This window comes from Micromonospora sp. BRA006-A, from assembly GCF_033433935.1.
Lineage (GTDB): Bacteria > Actinomycetota > Actinomycetes > Mycobacteriales > Micromonosporaceae > Micromonospora > Micromonospora aurantiaca.
Window position 1 is genome coordinate 140,079 of sequence record NZ_JANCLW010000001.1, and the last position, 18,521, is coordinate 158,599.

General features: G+C 72.6%; 21 protein-coding genes and 1 pseudogene. 17 read left to right on the forward strand and 5 right to left on the reverse strand.

Going from position 1 to position 18,521, the window contains the following annotated elements; all coding sequences use genetic code 11:
* Positions 1 to 250 precede the first annotated feature (250 nt).
* From NMK34_RS00705 to NMK34_RS00765, 13 genes are all read left to right on the forward strand, one after another.
* Positions 251 to 631 carry a hypothetical protein gene (locus NMK34_RS00705; protein WP_318331796.1) on the forward strand — a complete coding sequence of 127 codons (381 nt, stop codon included), beginning with the start codon at positions 251 to 253 and terminating at the stop codon, positions 629 to 631.
* An 81-nt stretch (positions 632 to 712) separates the two neighbouring features.
* A complete protein-coding gene (locus tag NMK34_RS00710) occupies positions 713 to 1,351 on the forward strand; it encodes a DUF4178 domain-containing protein (protein ID WP_318331797.1) in 639 nt (212 codons plus the stop codon).
* A 1-nt stretch (position 1,352) separates the two neighbouring features.
* Entirely contained in the window at positions 1,353 to 1,847 is a 495-nt protein-coding gene (locus NMK34_RS00715; RefSeq protein WP_318331798.1) for a DUF2617 family protein, read from the forward strand.
* Positions 1,844 to 2,269 (forward strand): DUF4247 domain-containing protein, encoded by a 426-nt coding sequence (locus tag NMK34_RS00720; RefSeq protein WP_135242708.1) that lies wholly within the window; start codon positions 1,844 to 1,846, stop codon positions 2,267 to 2,269. Before NMK34_RS00715 ends, NMK34_RS00720 begins: the two co-directional genes overlap by 4 nt.
* Before the next feature lie 31 nt (positions 2,270 to 2,300).
* Positions 2,301 to 2,723 carry a DUF350 domain-containing protein gene (locus NMK34_RS00725; RefSeq protein WP_030269725.1) on the forward strand — a complete coding sequence of 141 codons (423 nt, stop codon included), beginning with the start codon at positions 2,301 to 2,303 and terminating at the stop codon, positions 2,721 to 2,723.
* Positions 2,723 to 3,496, forward strand: a complete 774-nt coding sequence (locus NMK34_RS00730) for a hypothetical protein (protein ID WP_318331799.1) — start codon at positions 2,723 to 2,725, stop codon at positions 3,494 to 3,496. Before NMK34_RS00725 ends, NMK34_RS00730 begins: the two co-directional genes overlap by 1 nt.
* Positions 3,493 to 5,061: a polyamine aminopropyltransferase gene (locus NMK34_RS00735; protein ID WP_318331800.1), complete on the forward strand. Its 1,569-nt coding sequence runs from the start codon at positions 3,493 to 3,495 to the stop codon at positions 5,059 to 5,061. The genes NMK34_RS00730 and NMK34_RS00735 overlap by 4 nt, the downstream gene beginning before the upstream one ends.
* A 67-nt stretch (positions 5,062 to 5,128) precedes the next feature.
* Positions 5,129 to 6,127 (forward strand): hypothetical protein, encoded by a 999-nt coding sequence (locus NMK34_RS00740; protein WP_318336240.1) that lies wholly within the window; start codon positions 5,129 to 5,131, stop codon positions 6,125 to 6,127.
* Positions 6,128 to 6,194: 67 nt separating this feature from the next.
* Positions 6,195 to 6,971 carry a hypothetical protein gene (locus tag NMK34_RS00745; RefSeq protein ID WP_318331801.1) on the forward strand — a complete coding sequence of 259 codons (777 nt, stop codon included), beginning with the start codon at positions 6,195 to 6,197 and terminating at the stop codon, positions 6,969 to 6,971.
* 72 nt (positions 6,972 to 7,043) lie between these two features.
* Complete coding sequence (locus tag NMK34_RS00750; protein WP_318331802.1) at positions 7,044 to 7,772, forward strand: hypothetical protein; 729 nt, start codon at positions 7,044 to 7,046, stop codon at positions 7,770 to 7,772.
* Positions 7,769 to 8,578 (forward strand): SDR family NAD(P)-dependent oxidoreductase, encoded by an 810-nt coding sequence (locus NMK34_RS00755; RefSeq protein ID WP_318331803.1) that lies wholly within the window; start codon positions 7,769 to 7,771, stop codon positions 8,576 to 8,578. Before NMK34_RS00750 ends, NMK34_RS00755 begins: the two co-directional genes overlap by 4 nt.
* Before the next feature lie 154 nt (positions 8,579 to 8,732).
* A complete protein-coding gene (pyrE, locus tag NMK34_RS00760; protein WP_091413808.1) occupies positions 8,733 to 9,272 on the forward strand; it encodes an orotate phosphoribosyltransferase in 540 nt (179 codons plus the stop codon).
* A gap of 57 nt (positions 9,273 to 9,329) precedes the next feature.
* Positions 9,330 to 9,707: an ArsR/SmtB family transcription factor gene (locus NMK34_RS00765; protein ID WP_007454255.1), complete on the forward strand. Its 378-nt coding sequence runs from the start codon at positions 9,330 to 9,332 to the stop codon at positions 9,705 to 9,707.
* A 175-nt stretch (positions 9,708 to 9,882) separates the two neighbouring features.
* Here NMK34_RS00765 and NMK34_RS00770 read toward each other — a convergent pair whose 3' ends face one another.
* Genes NMK34_RS00770 through NMK34_RS00780 form a run of 3 tightly spaced genes read right to left on the reverse strand, consistent with a single transcriptional unit; the run spans position 9,883 to position 14,755 of the window.
* The gene (locus NMK34_RS00770; RefSeq protein ID WP_318331804.1) at positions 9,883 to 10,728 is read right to left on the reverse strand and encodes a DedA family protein; all 846 of its coding nucleotides are present in this window, start codon (positions 10,726 to 10,728) and stop codon (positions 9,883 to 9,885) included.
* Between the two features lie 23 nt (positions 10,729 to 10,751).
* Positions 10,752 to 13,268: a polynucleotide kinase-phosphatase gene (locus tag NMK34_RS00775; RefSeq protein WP_318331805.1), complete on the reverse strand. Its 2,517-nt coding sequence runs from the start codon at positions 13,266 to 13,268 to the stop codon at positions 10,752 to 10,754.
* A complete protein-coding gene (locus NMK34_RS00780; protein WP_318331806.1) occupies positions 13,265 to 14,755 on the reverse strand; it encodes a 3' terminal RNA ribose 2'-O-methyltransferase Hen1 in 1,491 nt (496 codons plus the stop codon). Before NMK34_RS00780 ends, NMK34_RS00775 begins: the two co-directional genes overlap by 4 nt.
* Before the next feature lie 117 nt (positions 14,756 to 14,872).
* Here NMK34_RS00780 and NMK34_RS00785 point away from each other — a divergent pair, with 117 nt between their 5' ends.
* Both NMK34_RS00785 and NMK34_RS00790 read left to right on the forward strand, forming a co-directional pair.
* Positions 14,873 to 15,355: a SigE family RNA polymerase sigma factor gene (locus tag NMK34_RS00785; RefSeq protein WP_318331807.1), complete on the forward strand. Its 483-nt coding sequence runs from the start codon at positions 14,873 to 14,875 to the stop codon at positions 15,353 to 15,355.
* Positions 15,355 to 16,407 (forward strand): LCP family protein, encoded by a 1,053-nt coding sequence (locus tag NMK34_RS00790; protein ID WP_318331808.1) that lies wholly within the window; start codon positions 15,355 to 15,357, stop codon positions 16,405 to 16,407. The genes NMK34_RS00785 and NMK34_RS00790 overlap by 1 nt, the downstream gene beginning before the upstream one ends.
* A 12-nt stretch (positions 16,408 to 16,419) precedes the next feature.
* Here NMK34_RS00790 and NMK34_RS00795 read toward each other — a convergent pair whose 3' ends face one another.
* A complete protein-coding gene (locus tag NMK34_RS00795; protein ID WP_120572362.1) occupies positions 16,420 to 16,629 on the reverse strand; it encodes a hypothetical protein in 210 nt (69 codons plus the stop codon).
* Between the two features lie 138 nt (positions 16,630 to 16,767).
* Here NMK34_RS00795 and NMK34_RS00800 point away from each other — a divergent pair, with 138 nt between their 5' ends.
* Complete coding sequence (locus tag NMK34_RS00800) at positions 16,768 to 17,151, forward strand: phage holin family protein (protein ID WP_135242722.1); 384 nt, start codon at positions 16,768 to 16,770, stop codon at positions 17,149 to 17,151.
* A 162-nt stretch (positions 17,152 to 17,313) separates the two neighbouring features.
* On the forward strand, positions 17,314 to 18,336 hold the full coding sequence (fbaA, locus tag NMK34_RS00805; RefSeq protein ID WP_318331809.1) for a class II fructose-bisphosphate aldolase: 1,023 nt from the start codon (positions 17,314 to 17,316) through the stop codon (positions 18,334 to 18,336).
* A 67-nt stretch (positions 18,337 to 18,403) separates the two neighbouring features.
* Here the strand turns inward: fbaA and NMK34_RS00810 are convergent.
* Positions 18,404 to 18,521, reverse strand: a pseudogene (locus tag NMK34_RS00810) (IS30 family transposase); the annotation flags it as partial.

Consider the following 18,521-nt stretch of genomic DNA (forward strand, 5'->3'; position numbering starts at 1 on the left):
CGCTGGGTCGTCGAACGCACCTTCGCCTGGATCAGCAAGAAACGCCGCTGCGTCCGCGACTACGAACACCTACCCGCCAGCCACGCCGCCTTCGTCACCTGGGCCATGATCCACGTCATGGTCACCCGCCTGGCCCGCAACACGAAACCGGCCCAGGCAACCAGCACCTGAACCGGCTTCTCAAACGCTCACTAAAAGGGGGCCCTTCCTTGTGGTTGGAGGGGGTGGTGGGGTGGGCACATAGTGGGGCATGAGCGGGAGCTGGGAACGGGAACTGGACGCGGCGGCGCGGGAACTCGACGACGCGGACACCCTCGCCTTCGGCGGGGTGGGACTGGCGGGGCAGATCCTGCCCGCGACCGAGGCGTACCGGACGCTGGAACAGGGGTTGCGGGAGCACCCGGAGGCGGCCCGTAAGCGGGTCGACAGGTTGCTCCGCAAGGGTTCGCCGGCCGGCCGGGCGTACGCGGCGACGTTGCTGGAGGCTGTCGACCCGGACGCCGGGCGGGACGCCTGGGCGCGGCTGCGCGGCGACGACGGCGAGTTCACCACGTTCTCCGGCTGCCTCATGGGCCGCACCACGCTGGGCGGATACGCCGCCGACCGGCTCGCCGGTGCCGAAGGTAGCTGATCGCACACTCAGCGAACAGGACTTCAGAAGGCGTGCGTGCGGTTGTTACCGTTCCCGCCGAGCGCGTTGGGGGAGGCGGTAGTGAACGGTTCGTTGGCGTACGTGTTGACCACGCTGGGGTGCCTCGTCGGGGTGGCCGGTGTGGTGATCGCCGTGATCGCGGTACGGAAGTCCCGGTCGGCGTCCCGCCCGAAGACGAAGGCGGCGCCGGGTGACCCGTTCCGGGACCGGGACAGCGACGCGCTGCGTGGTGACCCGCGCGCCCTCAAGCCCGGCGACATCGTCGAGATCCGTACGGTGCCGTACACCGTGCGCGGCTCGGTGCACCTGGTCGAGGGCGGCTGGAGCTGGGCGGAGCACCTGCTCGACGACGCGGGCGGCGTGAAGCGCTGGCTCTCCGTCGAGTCCGACCCGGACCTGGAGATGGTGCTCTGGACCAGCGAGCCGGGGGCCACCGTGACGCCCGGCGCCCCGACGCTGGAGATGGCCGGCCGCCGCTACAACTGGGACGAGTCTGGTCAGGCCCGCTACACCGCGACCGAGGGCACCGGCCTCGACCCGCACGGCACCATGCGCTACTACGACTACCAGGCGCCCGGCGGCGCACGGCTGTCGTTCGAGGCGTACGGGGAGGCCGGCTGGGAGGTCAACCTCGGCGAGGAGTTGCGTCGCGCCGAGGTGATGATCTACCCGCAGGGCGGCCCGGAGACGGTGCGCTGACGTGCTCGTCTGTCTTGACGCGCCGTACGTCGACACCAGCGCCGCCGATCTGAGCCTGGCCCTGGGCGGCCCGGAGCTGCCGGCGCTCGCCGTACGCGACATCGACCTGCCCGGCCTGCCCCGGCTGCGGCTGCGCCTGCTCGGCGCCTCCCACCAGGTGATGCTCGGCACGCTCACCGAGACGGTCGCCTGCCTGCCCGGCCGCCCGCCGCACCTTCCGGGCACGCTGCACGACGAGACGGCCGGCTACCGGTTCCTCGCCACCGTGCTCCGGCCGGAAGGCGACGGCCTGCGTACCCGGGTCGCGGCGCTGCGCGCCGAGCTGGCCGAGGACCCGTACGCGCTGATCGGCGTCTTCCCCGGCGACGAGGACGCGGTCACCGCGCTCTCCGTCCGGCCCCGGCCGCCGGACGGCGCGCTCGCCTGGCGCACCTGGCACGCCTACCCGCAGACGAACGAGCTGGTCCTGACCGAGACGGTGGTGGAGGAGCTGTGACGTACCGACGGTGGTTCGTGGTGGGCGTGGCGGTCGCCGTCATCGGCGCGCTCATCGCCGCCTTCACGATCTTCTACGGCAACTTCTCGCCCCGCGGCTACGTGGAGGACAACTTCTCCCGCGCCACCGGGCGGGACATCGGCTCGAACGCGATCGCGTACACCTCGAACAAGGCGCCGAGCGACGTGTCCAAGCAGATCACCGACGCCTGGAAGCCGGCCGACCAGTACGTCGACGGCAGCGGCGTCTACCTGCGCTACGACGACGACTCGGTGGTGATCCTCCCGCTCGCCGTCGGCTCGGTGATCCTGCTGGAGCGGATGACCACCGCCTACCCCCGGTACCACAGCGTCGTCGGCAACAGCTGGGGCTGGGGCCGAGGCAGCACGGTCCGGGGCGGCGGCCCCGGTTCCGGCAAGTAGCCCCTCCGACCCCCTCACCCTGGAGTCTCCTGTGCAGCATCTCGTCACCGACCTGCTGGTCACCCTCGCCTACGGCGCGGTCGGCGTCGTCCTGATGGCGATCGGCTACGTCCTGGTCGACCTGGCCACCCCCGGCAAGCTCCACGAGCTGATCTGGACCGAGCGCAACCGCAACGCGGCGCTGCTGCTCTCGTCCAACCTGCTCGGGGTGGGCACGATCGTGGTCGCCGCGATCGTCGCCAGCGACGACGACTTCACGCTGGGGCTGGTCGGCGCCGCCGCGTACGGCATCCTCGGTCTGGTGATCATGGCGGCGGCGTTCGTGCTGCTCGACGTGGCCACCCCGGGCAAGCTCGGTGAGCTGCTCGTGGACCCGGAGCCGCACCCGGCGGTGTGGGTCTCCGCCACCGTGCACCTCGCCACCGGTGCGATCATCGCGGCCGCGATCATCTGATGAGCGGAAAGCCCGCACAGCATTCGGCGGGGAAGGACAAGCGCACCCAGACGGTGATCTGGTCCGTGGTCGTGGGGGTCGTGGTAGTCGTCTGCGCCATCGGCGCGTTCAGCGGCGACTCGGACACCTCCGTCCCCGCGCCGGCCGCCGACGAACGCTCCGGCACCGTGCCGATCCTCCGGGCCGCCGCCGACAGCCAGGGCATCTGCTACGGCTGGGAACTGCTCGACGTGTACGACGAGGTGAGCGTCGGCTCCAACCTCGGCGACGGCACCACAGTCGTCGACGCTCCCGGCTGCACGCGCTGGATCGCGGTCTCCGCGAACGTCAGGTACACCTCGTCCAGCAGCGAGTCGGAGGACTCCGCCACGATCCGGATCAAGGGCTCGGACGACATCGAGTTCGCCGACCTCGCCGCGATCGAGACCCGGCTGGGCCGCTTCGGGCTGGACGAGGACGCGTTCGTCGACGACCCGGGCTGGGCCGTCACCCGGGCCGCCACGATCCTGCCGCTGCTCGCCGCCGAGCGCGGGCTCGCCGAGCCGGCCGCGACGCCCACCGCCGCGCCGTCCACGGCGGCCGCGCCGCTGCCGGACGCCGGCAACGACTTCTGGCGGGACCGCTGGATCTACGTCCTCAGCTCGGTCGGCCTGTTTCTGCTCGCCGCGCTGTTCCTCGCCGTGGGCGTGCGCCAGCGCCGCAACCACCGGGTACGGGTGCCCGCGCAGCGCCCCGGGGCGGGAGCCGCCGGACGTACCCGGAGCAGACGGTGACCGCCGACGTGGCCGCACGGCCGCGGTGGCGCCTGGCCCGCTCGGCGGTCCTGCTCGCGGTCTTCGTGTGCGCGGCCTGCGGCCTGGTGTACGAGCTGGCGCTGGTCGCGCTCGGCAGCTACCTGATCGGCGACACGGTCGGCCAGGCGTCGATCGTGCTCGGCGTGATGGTGTTCGCGATGGGCGTCGGCGCGCTGGTGGCGAAGCCGTTGCAGTCCCGGGCGGTGGTCTCGTTCGCGGTGATCGAGCTGACGCTGGCACTGCTCGGCGGTCTGTCCGTGCTCGGCCTCTACGCCGCGTTCGCCTGGCTCGACCTGTACGGCCCGGCGCTCGTCGGCACCGCGTTCGTGCTCGGCCTGCTGATCGGCGCGGAGATCCCGCTGCTGATGGTGATGCTGCAACGCATCCGGGAGCAGTCCGCGGGCAGCGCGGTGGCCGACCTGTTCGCCGCCGACTACGTGGGCGCGCTGCTCGGCGGGCTGGCGTTCCCGTTCCTGCTGATCCCGGTCTTCGGCCAGCTCAAGGGCGCGCTCGTGGTGGGCGCGGTGAACGCGATCGCCGGTGTGGTGCTCGTCTTCACCGTGTTCCGCGCCGAACTCGGCCGCCGGGCGCGGGCCGCGCTGGGCGCGGCCACCGTCGTGGTCGGCCTGCTCCTCGGGTACGCGTGGGTGACCGCCCACGACTTCGAGGTGACCGCGCGTCAGCAGCTCTACCGTGATCCGGTGGTGCACGCCGAGCGCAGCCGCTACCAGGAGATCGTGCTGACCCGTTCGGTGCGCGAGCCCGGCCACTCCGACACCGACCTGCGGCTGTTCCTCAACGGCGACCTCCAGTTCAGCTCGATCGACGAGTACCGCTACCACGAGGCGCTCGTGCACCCGGCGATGCGCGGGGCGCACGGCGACGTGCTGGTGCTCGGCGCCGGGGACGGGCTGGCCGCGCGGGAGCTCCTCAAGTACCCGGACGTGCGCTCGGTGACGCTGGTCGACCTCGACCCGGCGGTGGTCGAGCTGGCCCGCCGTGAGCCGCAGCTGCGCGAGCTGAACCGGGAGTCGCTCACCGACCCCCGGGTACGGGTGCTCAACCTGGACGCGTTCGCGTGGCTGCGTACCGCCACCGACCGCTTCGACGTGGTGATCGCCGACCTGCCCGACCCGGACGAGACGGCCACCGCGAAGCTCTACACGATCGAGTTCTACACGCTGATCCGGCCGGTGCTGGCCCCCGGCGGGCGGCTCGTCGTGCAGTCCGGGTCGCCCTACTTCGCGCCCCGGTCGTACTGGTCGATCGAGCGGTCGATCCGCGAGGCGGGCTTCGCCACCGTGCCGTACCACGTCGACGTGCCGAGCTTCGGCGACTGGGGCTTCGTGCTCGCCGCGCCGGGTGACGTCGCGCCCGAGCTGGCGCTGCCGGACGGTCCGCCGCCGCTGCGTTTCCTCACCCCGGCGGTGCTGGCCGCCGCCGGCACGTTCCCCGCCGACCGGGCCCGGATCGACGTACCGGCCTCCACGCTGTTGCGCCCGAGGGTGCTGGACTACGCCCGCGAGGAGTGGCGCGGCTACTAGGTTTCGGGACATGCCACCCGAATCGTCGTCGCGACACCGACCGGGGATCGGCTGGCTGGTCCGCCGGCTGCCGACCCGGGCGGTCGAGGCGGCCTCCTACCTCCAGGCGTTCGTGCTCTCCGGCGTGGTCACCGTGCTGGCCGTGCGGGCGTACCTGAAGGCCACCGACTATCCGCAGGTCGGCGGCGGCGGGCTGCACATCGCGCACGTCCTCTGGGGCGGTCTGCTGCTCGCCGTCGGCCTGGGCATGCCGCTCGTCTTCCTCGGCGGCGGCGCCCGTAGCGGCGGGGCGGTGATCGGTGGCATCGGGTTCGGGTTGTTCATCGACGAGGTGGGCAAGTTCGTCACCACCGGCACCGACTACTTCTACGCGCCCGCCGCCGCCATCATCTACGTCGCGTTCGCGCTGCTGGTCCTGCTCATCCAGGCGGTACGCGGACGCACCGGCCGGTCCCGGCTGACCCCCGCCGAGCGCACCGCGAACGCGCTGGACATGGTGCTCAGCGGCCTGCCGGGCGGACTGACCGACCGCCGCCGGATCGCCGTGCTGCGGCTCGTGCAGGGCACCGGACCGGCCACCGAGACGGCGGTGGCGTACCTGCTGGACGCGGTGCCTCGCCGGGAGCCACCGCCGGTGCCGCTCTGGCAGCGGGCGGCGGACCGGGCCCGGCGCCTCGCCGTCTGGGCGGCCGGCCGTCGCTGGCTGGTCTGGCCGGTGGTGGTCTACCTGGTGGTGGAGCCGGTCCTCACGGTGGTCGCGGTGTTCCTCGACGGCGTGACCGGGAAGCTGGACCAGGAACGGGAGTGGGGCGCGGTGCTCGGCGTCAGCGCCACCGCGCTCGTCACCGCCGTGCTCGGTCTGTGGGCCGCCTGGCTGCTGCGGCGCAACCGGGCCGAGGCCTTCCGCCTGTTCAAGCTGGCGCTGCTCGTCGACCTGCTGTTCGGGCAGGTCTTCAACTTCACGGTGAACCAGTTCGGCGCCGTCTCCGCCGTCGCGCTCGATCTCGCGCTGCTCGGTGTGGTCACCGCCGAGCACCGCCGGTTGCGGCGCGCCGCCGAGAGGTGAGCCGTTCCGGCGTGCTGAGCTGGTCGAAGATCGCTACGGTGGGCATCTGATCCAGGAAGGGAGAATCATGGTCGATGCTTCGGGTACCCCGCCCCGCACGCGTCCCGGCGTGGTGACGCTCTCCAGTTGGCTGCTCATTCTCGTCGCCGCGATCCAGGTGCTGAACCTGATCGTGGCGCTGGCCGTCGTCGGCAAGATCCGCGATGTTCTCGCCGACGCCTACGCGGGCACCTCGGCCGAGTCGGCCGCCGACATCGCGTACGCGTTCAGCATCATCACGGCGATCCTGTCGCTGGTGATCGCGGCCGGCCTCGTCGTCCTCGCGCTGTTGAACAACCGGGGCAAGAACGGCTCCCGGATCACCACCTGGGTGCTCGGCGGCATCCTGTTCTGCTGCACCGGCGGCGGGCTGCTGACCGGTCTCGGCGGTGGCATGACGGGCGGCGGCAACACCACCGGTGACGTGCCCAGCTCCGAGGAGATCCAGCGCCGGCTGGAGGACGCGCTGCCGTCCTGGTACACCCCGGTCAACCTGCTGCTGGGTCTGGTCGCGCTGCTCGCCCTGCTGGCCGCGCTGATCCTGCTGGCGCTGCCGCAGGCGAACGAGTTCTTCCGCAAGCCCAAGGCCGGCTGGGAGCCGCCGGTGCCCGGTGGCGCCTACCCGGCGTACCCGTCGCAGCCGGGCCAGTCGGGAGATCCGTCGTACCCGTCGTACCCGCCGGCTCCCGGCACGCCGCCGTCGGCGCCCGGTGGTCAGCCGCCGTCCGCCGGTGGTCAGCCGCCGTCCGCGCCGGGCGGTCAGCCGGGTGAGCGCCGCGAGCCGGAGCCGCCATCCGGAAGTTGACGTCCGGATTACGGCGACGCCGACGATCCCTCCGAGTAGGTTGCAAGCCGACGCCTACCGGAGGGATCAGTCGTGTCGTACCCCGAACGGGCCGCACCCCGCCGGCCGGGCACGGTCGTCGCCGCGGCGGCGCTGCTGCTGGCGATGGCTGTGGGCGCCGTGGCGTACGCGGTGGTCAACCTGGCCGTCGGCGGCGGCACGGTGGACCGGTTCCGGGACGCGGCGGCGGAACGGACCGGCGCGAGCGGCGGCGACATCGACCAGGTGGCCGGCCTGCTGCGCGGCTCCACAGTGCTGGCCGCCGTGCTCGGCGTGCTCGCCGGGCTGCTGCTCGCCGGGCTCGCGCTCGGCCTGCTCGCCGGCCGGTCCGGCGCCCGCACGGCGACCTGGGTGGTCGCCGGGACCGGCCTGCTCTGCGGTTGCTGCGGGCTGGCGGTGCTGGTCGGCCAGCGCGCCGCCCCGCTGCGGCTCGGCGCGGACGACCGGATCACCGCCGAACTGCTGGGCCTCGTCGGCGACGCCTATCCGTCCTGGTGGATCCCGGTGAACGCGACGCTGTCGGTGGCGCAGATCCTCGGCTACCTGGTGGTCGCCGTGCTGCTCACGCTGCCGCCGTCCGGCGCGTTCCTGCGCCGCCGGACCGCGCCGCTGCGGCTGTCCGGCTACGGCGCGACGGCGTCCGGCGCGGCCGCCCCCGGGCCGACGCCCTGGGGACCGCCGCCCGGTCTGAACCCGCCCTCGTCCGTCCCGCCCGCGACGCCGCCGGGTGGGTTCCCGCCACCTCCGGAGGACCGCCGATGACCGGTGACACCGACCCCTCCCGGCGCCGCGCCCTGGTCACCGGCGCCAGTCTCGGCATCGGCGAGGCGTTCGCCCGCCGGCTCGCCGCGGACGGCTGGGACCTCGTCCTGGTGGCCCGGGACGCGGCCCGGCTCGACGCGCTGGCGGCCGAGCTGACCGGCCGGCACGGCGGCGACGTGGAGACGCTCGCCGCCGATCTGTCCACCGAGGACGGTTGTGCTGCTGTCGAACACCGGCTGGCCGCCGGTACGCCGATCGAGCTGCTCGTCAACAACGCCGGCATCAGTCTGAACACGTCGTTCGTCCGTTCGTCGGTGGCGGACGAGGCGCGACTCGTCCGGCTCAACGTGCTCGCGGTGCTGCGTCTGACCCATGCCGCCCTCGGTCCGATGGTCGAACGGGGCCATGGGGCAGTGATAAATGTCTCTTCCGTCGCGGGCTTCGGTGTCCCCATGCCGGGATCCACGTACTCGGCCAGCAAGGCGTGGGTGACGAATTTCAGTGAATCGATCGGCCAGTCCGTCGCGCCGCTGGGTGTGCGCGTGATGGCGCTCTGTCCCGGCTACACGCGAACCGGAGTTCACGAACGCGCGGGCATCGACATGTCGCGCCTGCCCGCCTGGGCCTGGCTGCGAGCCGACGATGTGGTCGCCGAAGGGCTCCGTGACCTGCGGAAAGGCAAGGCGGTCAGCGTTCCGGACTGGAAGTACAAGGTGGCCGTGGCCGGGCTGCGGCACGCGCCGAAGCGCCTGCTGCGCGGCTTCCGGCGGGACACCCGCGGTGCGGTCGGCCGGCAGCGCGGCTGACCGGTGGAGGTACGCACCCGAGCCGGTTCGGTGGCCGGCCGGGATGGACGGTCGCACAGCGTAGCCGCTCATCGCCACCCGTCGGTCGCCCGCAGGGTTGACCAGGGCGGACCCGAAACACGGCGCTCAGACTTGCGAAGTACGCTCTGGGGCCATGGGCGACCACGACGACCTGCGCAAATTCATCACTGACCTTGCTGTGGTGCACGGCCGGGTGGTGCTCTCGTCGGGCCGCGAGGCGGACTGGTACGTGGACCTGCGCCGCGTCACGCTCCATCACGAGGCGGCCCCGTTGATCGGTCGGGTCATGCGTGACCTCACCGCCGATTGGGCGTACGACGCGGTCGGCGGCCTGACTCTGGGCGCCGATCCGGTGGCCGCCGCCATGCTGCACGCCTCGGCGGGCACCGGCCGCGCGGTCGACGCCTTCGTCGTCCGCAAGGAGGGCAAGGCCCACGGTCTCCAGCGCCGGATCGAGGGACCGGACGTCTCCGGGCGACGGGTGCTCGCGGTCGAGGACACCTCCACCACCGGTGGAAGTGTGTTGACGGCCGTCGAGGCATTGCGTGAGGCAGGGGCCGAGGTGGTGGGTGTGGCGGTTATTGTTGATCGAGGTGCCGGCGACACGGTGCGAGCCGCCGGATTGCCCTATCGGGCGGCCTATACGTTGGCTGACCTCGGCCTTGTGGCGTAAAAGTTTGCCGATTCGGATCTGCTGATATGCAGGCGGATCGATGCTGCTGGTGGAAGGATGGAATACGTGGGAACTGCGTTGGCTGAAATGACCATGCCTCAGATCTCGCCGCTTGCCGGCGAGCCGATCGAACGCGCCGACGCCGAGCGGCTTGCGGGGGTCCTCAAGGCCCTCGCGGACCCCGCCCGGCTGCGGCTGCTCAGCCTGATCCAGTCGGCTCCCGAGGGGGAGGCGTGCGTGTGTGACCTCACCGCGCCGCTCGGCCTCTCGCAGCCGACGGTCAGCCACCACCTGCGAATCCTCACCGAGGCCGGCTTGCTGGAGCGGGAGAAGCGCGGGGTCTGGGCGTACTACCGGCTGGTGCCGTCCGCGATCGCCACGATCGCGGATCTGCTCACCCCGCCGCGGAAGCGGGCCACGAAGAAGGCTCGCTGAAACCTCCGGGCCGGCCCGACCGAGGGTCGTCCCGACCGGGTGACCGGTGGCGTGCGAGGGGTGGCGCCATCAGCGCACGGTGACGGCTGTCGTCGTCCGTGTGACCCGGCTGGAGCAGTGATGTCGAAGGCCGGTCCTCGTCCGAGGGCCGGCCTTCGGTGTCCGTACGACGTGCTCAGCGGTGGTGCTGACCACCGTGCCCGTCACCGTGCCCGGGGCGGTGCTCCTCGATGCCCTCCCGGGCCGCCTCCACAGTGCCGGCCACCGTCGCCGCGGTGATGACCGCGACCGCCTCGCCGCGCTTGCGTGCCCGCCGGTCGCGGAGGAACTCGAAGAAGATCGGCAGCACCGAGATCACGATGATCAGCGCGACCACCGGCAGGATGTACCTGTCGATCTTGTCGCCGATGGCGTCGTAGATCTGCCGGGCCAGCAGGTAGCCGACCAGCAGGATGCCGTCCACCCAGAGGACCGCGCCCACCACGTTCCACACGAAGAACTGGCGGGCGGGCATGCCGAGCACCCCGGCCACCGGGTTGAGGAACGTCCGCACGATCGGGATGAACCGGGCCAGCACCACGGCCTTCGCCGGGCCGAACTTCTGGAAGTAGTACTCCGCCTTCTCCACGTACTCCCGCTTGAACAGCCGGGAGTTGGGCTTCTCGAACATGCGGCGGCCGTACCGGGCACCGAGCCAGTGCCCGAGCTGGGCGCCGACGATGGCGCAGATCGGACCGCCGATCATCAGACCGGCCAGGGACAGGCGGGTGCCGTCGCCGAAGATGGCGTCGGCCACCGGCGAGGCGGCCACCCCGGCCAGGAACAGCAGCGAGTCACCCGGGAAGAAGAAGCCGACCAGCAGCCCCGTCTCGGCGAAGAGGATCACCCAGACGCCGATCATGCCGAAGGTGTGGATGAGATCCTTCGGGTCGAGCGGGTTCAATGCCACGCTCTCGGAGAACATCCGGGTCTTCTCTGCTGTGTCCACGGCCACACAGGGTACCCCGGCCCGGTCCGGCATATCGGCCGGACCGGGCGTCGTCGTCAGAGGCGGGGGTCCACCGGCTCGGACTCGCAGGCGAGGATCGCGAACACCAGCTCGTGGCGGCGCCAGAGCGGGGCGTCCTCGGCCAGCGCGTCCAGGGCGGCCAGGCCGAGACCGTGTTCCCGCAGGGCGAGCCCGCGCTTGCGTCCCAGCGACCGGCGGCGCAACGCGGCGAGCTGCGCCGCCTCGGTGTACCCGGGACCGTAGATGATCCGCAGGTACTCCCGCCCGCGGCACTTGATCCCCGGCTGGAGCAGCGAGCCCTTCGGCGAGCGGGCGGCCAGGCCCGCGTACGGCTTGACCACCATGCCCTCGCCGCCGGCCGCGGTGAGCGCCAGCCACCACTCGGTGGCGTCGGCCACCGCCGACTCGTCGGCCGGGTCCACCACCCGGCGCCGGGTCGGGGTGAAGAACTCCGGGTCGGCGGCGCAGAGCCGGTCGGCCAGCGCCAGGTGCCAGCCGTGGTCGCGGCCGGCGTAGCTCACCCCGGCCCCGGCCAGCACCGCGAACGGCGCCAGCGTCACCCCGCGCAGCCCGTCCGTCGGCCGGACGTACGCCCGGTAGGCAGCCGAGTATGCGGTGACCTCGGCGGCCCGCCCGGCCATCCGATCGCGCAGCCCGGCCACCGGCATCCCGCGCCCGGCGGCGGTGTCCAGCGCGGCGAGCACCGCCGGCAGCGCGGCCCGCCCGGCCGCGCCGACGCCGGCGTACTGCTCGCGGATCAGCCCGCCGGCCTTCGCCGACCAGGGCAGCAGCTCGGCGTCGAGCAGCAGCCAGTCGGTGCCCAGCTCGGCCCAGAGGCCGGCGGCGGTGACCGCGGCGCGCACCCGGGCCAGCAACTCGCCGTCGAGCGGCGGGTCGAAGAACGGCCTGCCGGTACGGGTGTGCACCACCCCACCGCCGAAGCGGCCCGGCTCCCGCTCCACGAGCACCACCGCTCGCGAGCCCATGTGCTTCTCCTCGCAGACCACCCGGTCGACGCCCGCCGCGCGGTAGTCGGCGAACGCCTCGGCCGGGTGCTCCAGGAACCCGTCCACTGCCGACGTGGAGCAGGGCGCCATGGTCGGCGGCAGCCACACCAGCCGGCCCGGGTCGACCGCGAACCGGCTCATCACCTCCAGCGCGGCGGCGGCGTTCTCGGCCGGCACGGTCAGCGACCCGTACGCGTGGGTGAGGTGCCGCCGCCCGGTCACGTCGGCCAGGTCCAGCACGGTGTCCGGCCGCGACGGCCTGACCGGGACCAGCGGGCGGGCCGGGGCGTACCACTCCTTCACCGCCGGGACGGCCACCAGCTCCTTCTCCGGGTAGCGCAGCGCGGTGAGCTGCCCGCCGAACACGCAACCGGTGTCCAGGCAGATGGTGTTGTTCACCCACTCCGGCTCGGGCGTCGGCGTGTGCCCGTACACGACCATCGCCGAACCCCGGTAGTCCCGCGCCCACGGGTAGCGCACCGGCAGGCCGTACTCGTCGGTCTCGCCGGTGGTCTCGCCGTAGAGCGCGAACGACCGCACCCGGCCGGACGCCCGCCCGTGGTACGCCTCCTTCAGCCCGGCGTGCGCCACCACGAGCCGGCCGCCGTCGAGCACGTAGTGGCTGACCAGGCCGTCGATGAACGCCTCCACCCCGGCGACGAACTCCGGCGGCTCGGCGGCGAGCTGCTCCATCGTCTCGGCCAGGCCGTGGGTGAGCCGGACGTCCCGGCCGCGCAGCTTGCGCAGCAGCTTCTGCTCGTGGTTGCCCGGCACGCAGATCGCGTGGCCGGCCGCCACCATGCCCATCACCAGGCGGAGCACGCCGGGCGAGTCCGGGCCGCGGTCCACCAGGTCACCGACGAACACCGCGGTACGCCCCGACGGGTGCGCCGCGTCCACCGGGCGGCCCGCGTCGTCGCGCCGCAGCACGTAGCCGAGCCGGGACAGCAGCGCCTCCAGCTCGGTACGGCAGCCGTGCACGTCCCCGACCACGTCGAACGGGCCGGTCAGCTCGCGCCGGTCGTTGAACAGCTTCTCGTAGCGGATCTCCGCGGCGTCGATCTCGTCCACCCCGCGCAGCACGTGCACCTTGCGGAAGCCCTCGCGGGCCAGCCGGCCGTACGACTGCCGCAGGTCGCGGCGCATCCGGTTGAGCACCTGCCGGCCGTGCGTGCGGTCGGCGCGCGCCTCCGTACGCTCCCAGGCCACCGCCTCCGGTACGTCCAGCACGATCGCCACCGGCAGCACGTCGTGCTCCCGGGCCACCCGGATCAGCCCGGCGCGGGCGTGCGGCTGGAGGTTGGTCGCGTCGACCACAGTGAGCAGGCCGCGCCGCAGCCGGATGGCGGCGACGTGGTGCAGCGCGTCGAACGCGTCGGCGGACGCGGACTGGTCGTTCTCGTCGTCGGCCACCAGCCCGCGGAACGTGTCCGAGGAGAGCACCTGGCTGGGCGCGAAGTGCCGCCGGGCGAACGTGGACTTGCCGGAGCCGGAGACGCCGACGAGCGCCACCAGTGCCAGCTCGGGGATGTCCAGGACGGTCATCGGTTCGTCGCCTCCTTCCGGTCGTTGCTGGTGTTCTCATTGCGGTCATCCCGCGTCAGCACCGCGATCTGGGTCGGCGTGCCCACCACCGGGTCGTCGTCGCCGACGCCCCCGAGCACCGCCGTGTAGCCGTGCGCCGCCGCCACCCGGTCCACCCAGGCGGCGAACTCGGCCCGGGTCCACTCGAACCTGTGGTCCGCGTGCCGGAACCGGCCCGGCGCGAGCCCCTCGTAGCGCACGTTGTACTCGACGTTCGGGGTGGTCACCACCACCGTGCCCGGCCGGGCGTGACCGAACACCGCGTCCTCCAACGCCGGCAGGCGCGGCGGGTCGAGGTGCTCGACGACCTCCATCAGCACCGCCGCGTCGTACCCCCGGAGCCGGTCGTCCCGGTAGGTCAGCGCGGACTGCCACAGCCGGATCCGGTCCCGCTGCCGCTCCGGAAGACGATCCAGGCGCAGCCGCCGAGCCGCCATGCCGAGCGACCGGTCCGACACGTCGACGCCCACCACCTCGGTGAACCGCCGGTCGGCGACGAGCGCGGTGAGCAGCGCGCCGCCACCGCAGCCCAGGTCCAGCACCCGGCTCGCGCCGCTGTCCCGCAGCGCGGCGAGCACCGCCTCCCGACGCCGTACCGCCAGGGAGGCGCGGCGTACGTCCTCCGCCGTCCCGGCCCCGCCGCCCGACGACTCGGCCGGCTCTCCGGTCGGCGGCTCGATGCTGTCGTCGGCGGGCGGCTCGTCAGCCAGTCGCAACTCGGTCAGCCGGGCCATCGCCTCGCCCGCGAGCGCCCGGCGGTGCGCCAGGTAGCGGCGCGTGATCAGGCCCCGCTCGGGGTGCCCGGCCAGCCAGCCGGCGCCCGCGCGCAGCAGCTTGTCCACCTCGTCCGGCGCCACCCAGTAGTGCTTCGCGTCGTCCAGCACCGGCAGTAGCACGTACAGGTGGTTGAGGGCGTCCGCGAGCCGCAACGTGCCGGTCAGCGTCAGGTCGACGTAGCGGCTGTCACCCCATTCCGGGTACGTCTCGTCGAGCGGGATCGGGGTGGCAGTCACGGTCCAGCCCAGCGGGGCGAAGATCCGTACCGCCAGCTCGGCGCCGCCCCGGCAGCGCAGCACCGGCACCCGTACGGTCAGCGGGATCGCGCTCGCCGCCAGCTCGGGTCGGTCGCGCGACTCGCCGCGCAGGGCGGAGCGGAACACCTTCGACAGCGCCGACGAGAGCAGGCTCGACGCGGCGTACGGGCGGTCGTTGACGTACTGCCCGAGCGCGAAGCCCTCCGGCGCGCGGTTCCGGCGGCCGCCGCCCAGCTTGAGCGGATCGACCTCGACCAGCAACGCCGCCGTGCAGCGCGCCTCGTCCGCCTCCGGGTAGAACACATGCGCGGCACCGGCGGGCAGGTCGAAGGTCTGCACGCGGTCCGGATGCTTCACCAGGAGGTGGCCGAGGTCGGTCGCCGGGCGGTGGGTCGTGGTGAGGGTCAGCAGCACTTGTCGATGATCTCTTGCCTTTCTGGGTTCTGTCGTGGGGGTTTCCGGGCAGCCGCGACGCCACCGCAATGTTCCACCTGCCCGGAACCGTCCATCAATCGGACACCGGGAGGTGCAGTGACGTACGAGGAGTTCGCCGACGCGCGGTTGGGCGCCCTGCTGCGGTACGCGGTCATGCTGACCGGGGATCCGCACCAGGCGCAGGATCTGGTGCAGGACACCCTGGTCCGGGTCCAGCTCAACTGGCGGCGGGTGGCCCGCACCGACGCCCCCGAGCGGTACGTGCGCCGGATGCTCACCAACCAGTTCATCGACTGGCGGCGCGGATCGTGGGCGCGGCGGGTGCTGCTGCGCGGCTCGGCGGACGAATCGGTGCCCGCGCCGGCCGACCACGCCCAGTCGGCGGCGGACCGGGACCAGATCCGGTCCTGGCTGTCCCGGTTGCCTCGGCGGCAGCGTGCCGCGCTGGTGCTGCGCTACTACGAGGACCTGCCGGACGGGGAGATCGCCGAGATCCTCGGCTGCGCCGTCGGCACCGTCCGGTCCAGCATCTCGCGTGCGCTGGCCACCCTCCGAGCCGAACTCGTGGAGGTCTCCTGATGATCGAGGACGAGCTGCGGGCCGCGTTCGCCCGCCTCGAGGAGTCGACGCCGCCCGTCGGCCCGGTCCGGGCCGCCGTCGACCGGGCGGTGATCATCCGCCGCCGGCGCCGCCGGCGCGTACGCCTGGCCGGCACGGCGCTGGCGGTCGCCGCCGCCGCGCTCGTCGGTTTCACCGCGATGGCGCCCCGGCCACCGGCGCCCACGGCGGCGCCCGCGCCCGCCACGCCGGTGCCGGAGCCCGGCGGCGCGCTGAACCTGCTGCTGCTCGGCGTCGACCAGCCGGTCGGCAGCCGGCGCGCCGACTCGGTGCTGCTGGTGCACCTGCCGGCCGACCGGAGCCGGCTCTACCTCGTGTCGTTCCCGCGTGACCTGCTGGTGCCGGTGCCGTCGAGCGGCGGGACGGAGAAGCTCAACGCGACGTTCTCCCGCGCCGCCGGGTCGGGCACCGACCTGGCCGCCGGCTACCGGGCGACCCGCGAGGCGGTCGCCCGGCTGACCGGGGTACGCCTCGACGCCGGCGCTGTGCTCACGTACCCGGGGGCACGGGATCTGACCGACGCGGTCGGCGGCGTGCCGGTCTGCCTGCCGGCGCCGGTGCGTTCGGTGCACACCGAGCGGCGGTTCCCGGCCGGATGTCAGCGGCTCGACGGCCCGGCGGCGGTGGACCTGCTGCGGCAGCGGTACGGCCTGCGCGACGGTGGGCTGGACCGGGACCGCAACGCGGCGCGCTACGCCGCCGGCCTGCTCCGCCAACTGCGGGAGCAGGGCACGGCGACCGATCCGGCGCAGCTCGGCCGGCTGCTCCTACGGATCGGACCGGCCGTCACGATCGACACCGGTGACCTGTCGCTGCCGGCGCTGACCGCCGCGAGCGGTCGTACGGCCGCGGCGGAGCCGGTCGCGCTCGCCTTCCCGGTACGCGACGAGTGGAACGGCCGCGGATACGAGCCGGACCCGGAACTCGCAGCCGGGTTCCTGGACGCGTTACGGGCGGACCGGCTGGCGCAGTGGGCCGCCGCCCACCCGGGGCAGGTCACCGCGCTGCGGTGAGCGGGCCCCGGATCAGCGGTAGTCGTCCTCGTCGGCGGTGACGACGCGGGCCTGCTCCATGGCGTCCCAGTCGTCGACCTCCATGCCCCGGTGCGGCTCACCGTCCGTCTCGTCGGTCACCGTGGTGGCCTGCTCGACCGCGTCGGCCGGCTCGGCCTCCAGATCCCGCTCCTCCGGGGCGAGGTGGTCACTGGGGGCGAAGTCCTCGTCGGGCTGACCCATCGTCCCTCCCTGTTCTCCGTGCGGGCATCGTCCCCACCACCGTACGGGCTGCTCCGGGCCCTCGCTGGGTGGCGGGCGGAACGGCGGAGTCGGCGATTGTCCCGCTCCCGGCGCGCGGCCGGTGCCAGGATGGGAGGCATGGGCTTCCTGATCCGACTGGCGATCACCGCGGTCGCGTTGTGGATCGCGACCTTGATCGTGCCCGGAGTGGAGGTGAGCGGCCGCAACACCGGCAGCAACGTGCTCACCCTGATCGTGGTGGCACTGGTCTTCGGTGTCGTGAACGCGGTGCTCAAGCCGCTCATCAAGGTGTTCGGCTGCGTGTTCTACCTGCTCACGCTCGGCCTGTTCGCGCTCGTGGTGAACGCGTTGCTGTTCCTGCTGACCGACTGGATCGCCGGGGTGCTGAAGCTCCCGTTCCACGTGGACGGCTTCTGGGCCGCCTTCTGGGGCGCCATCGTGGTCGCGGTGGTGAGCTGGCTGATCAGCGTCGTCGTACCGGACCGGCTGGAGAACCGGTGAGCGGCGTCCGGGCCGGTTGTGCCCCGCTCACGCTCCTGCGGGATACTGCCCGCGGTGGACAGCGCGGTCCGGCGCAACCGTGGACGTGAGCGACCGGAACGGTCGCGCCCATGGAAGACAGCGGCCTGCACGGCCGAGAGCGGTAAGTAAGGAGCGTTCGACATGCCCATCGCTTCCCCCGAGGCTTACGCGGAGATGCTGGACCGGGCCAAGGCCGGCCGGTACGCGTACCCCGCGATCAACGTGACCTCCTCGCAGACGCTGAACGCGGCGCTCAAGGGCTTCGCCGACGCGGAGAGCGACGGCATCATCCAGGTCTCCACCGGTGGTGCGGAGTACCTGTCCGGCCCGTCCGTGAAGGACATGGTTACCGGCGCGACGGCGTTCGCCGCGTACGCGCACGAGGTCGCCAAGAAGTACCCGGTGAACATCGCGCTGCACACCGACCACTGCCCGAAGGACAAGCTGGACAAGTTCGTCCGGCCGCTGATGGCCATCTCGCAGGAGCGCGTCAAGAACGGCCAGGAGCCTCTGTTCCAGTCGCACATGTGGGACGGCTCGGCCGTGCCGGTGGCGGAGAACCTGGAGATCGCCGAGCAGCTCCTCGCCGAGGCCGCCAAGGGCAAGATCGTCCTCGAGATCGAGGTCGGCGTCGTCGGCGGCGAGGAGGACGGCGTCGAGAACGCCATCAACGACAAGCTCTACACCACCGTCGAGGACGGCCTGGCCATGGTCGACGCGCTCGGCCTGGGCGAGAAGGGCCGCTACATGGCGGCGCTGACCTTCGGCAACGTGCACGGCGTCTACAAGCCGGGCAACGTCAAGCTGCGCCCCGAGGTGCTCAAGCAGATCCAGGACGCGGTCGGCGCCAAGTACGGCAAGGACAAGCCGCTCAGCCTGGTCTTCCACGGCGGCTCCGGCTCGCTGCTGTCGGAGATCCGGGAGGCGCTGGACTACGGCGTGGTGAAGATGAACATCGACACCGACACCCAGTACACCTTCACCCGCCCGGTCGCGGACCACATGTTCCGCAACTACGACGGCGTGCTGAAGGTCGACGGCGAGGTCGGCAACAAGAAGATGTACGACCCGCGCGTCTGGGGCAAGGCCGCCGAGGCCGGCATGGCCGCCCGCGTGGTCGAGGCCTGCGAGCACCTGCGCTCCACCGGCACCACCATGAAGTGACACCCCGCGTGTAAGGAAGGGCCCCTTGTTAACGCGGCGGTTTCAAGGGGTCGTTGCAACACGTTGGCTAGTCGGTGACGGCTAGGAGCTTAGCGAGGCGCTCGGCTGGGGTGTCCCAGCCGAGCGTTTTGCGTGGGCGGCCGTTGAGTTCGGCGGCGACGGTGGCGAGGTGGTCGGGGCTGTGG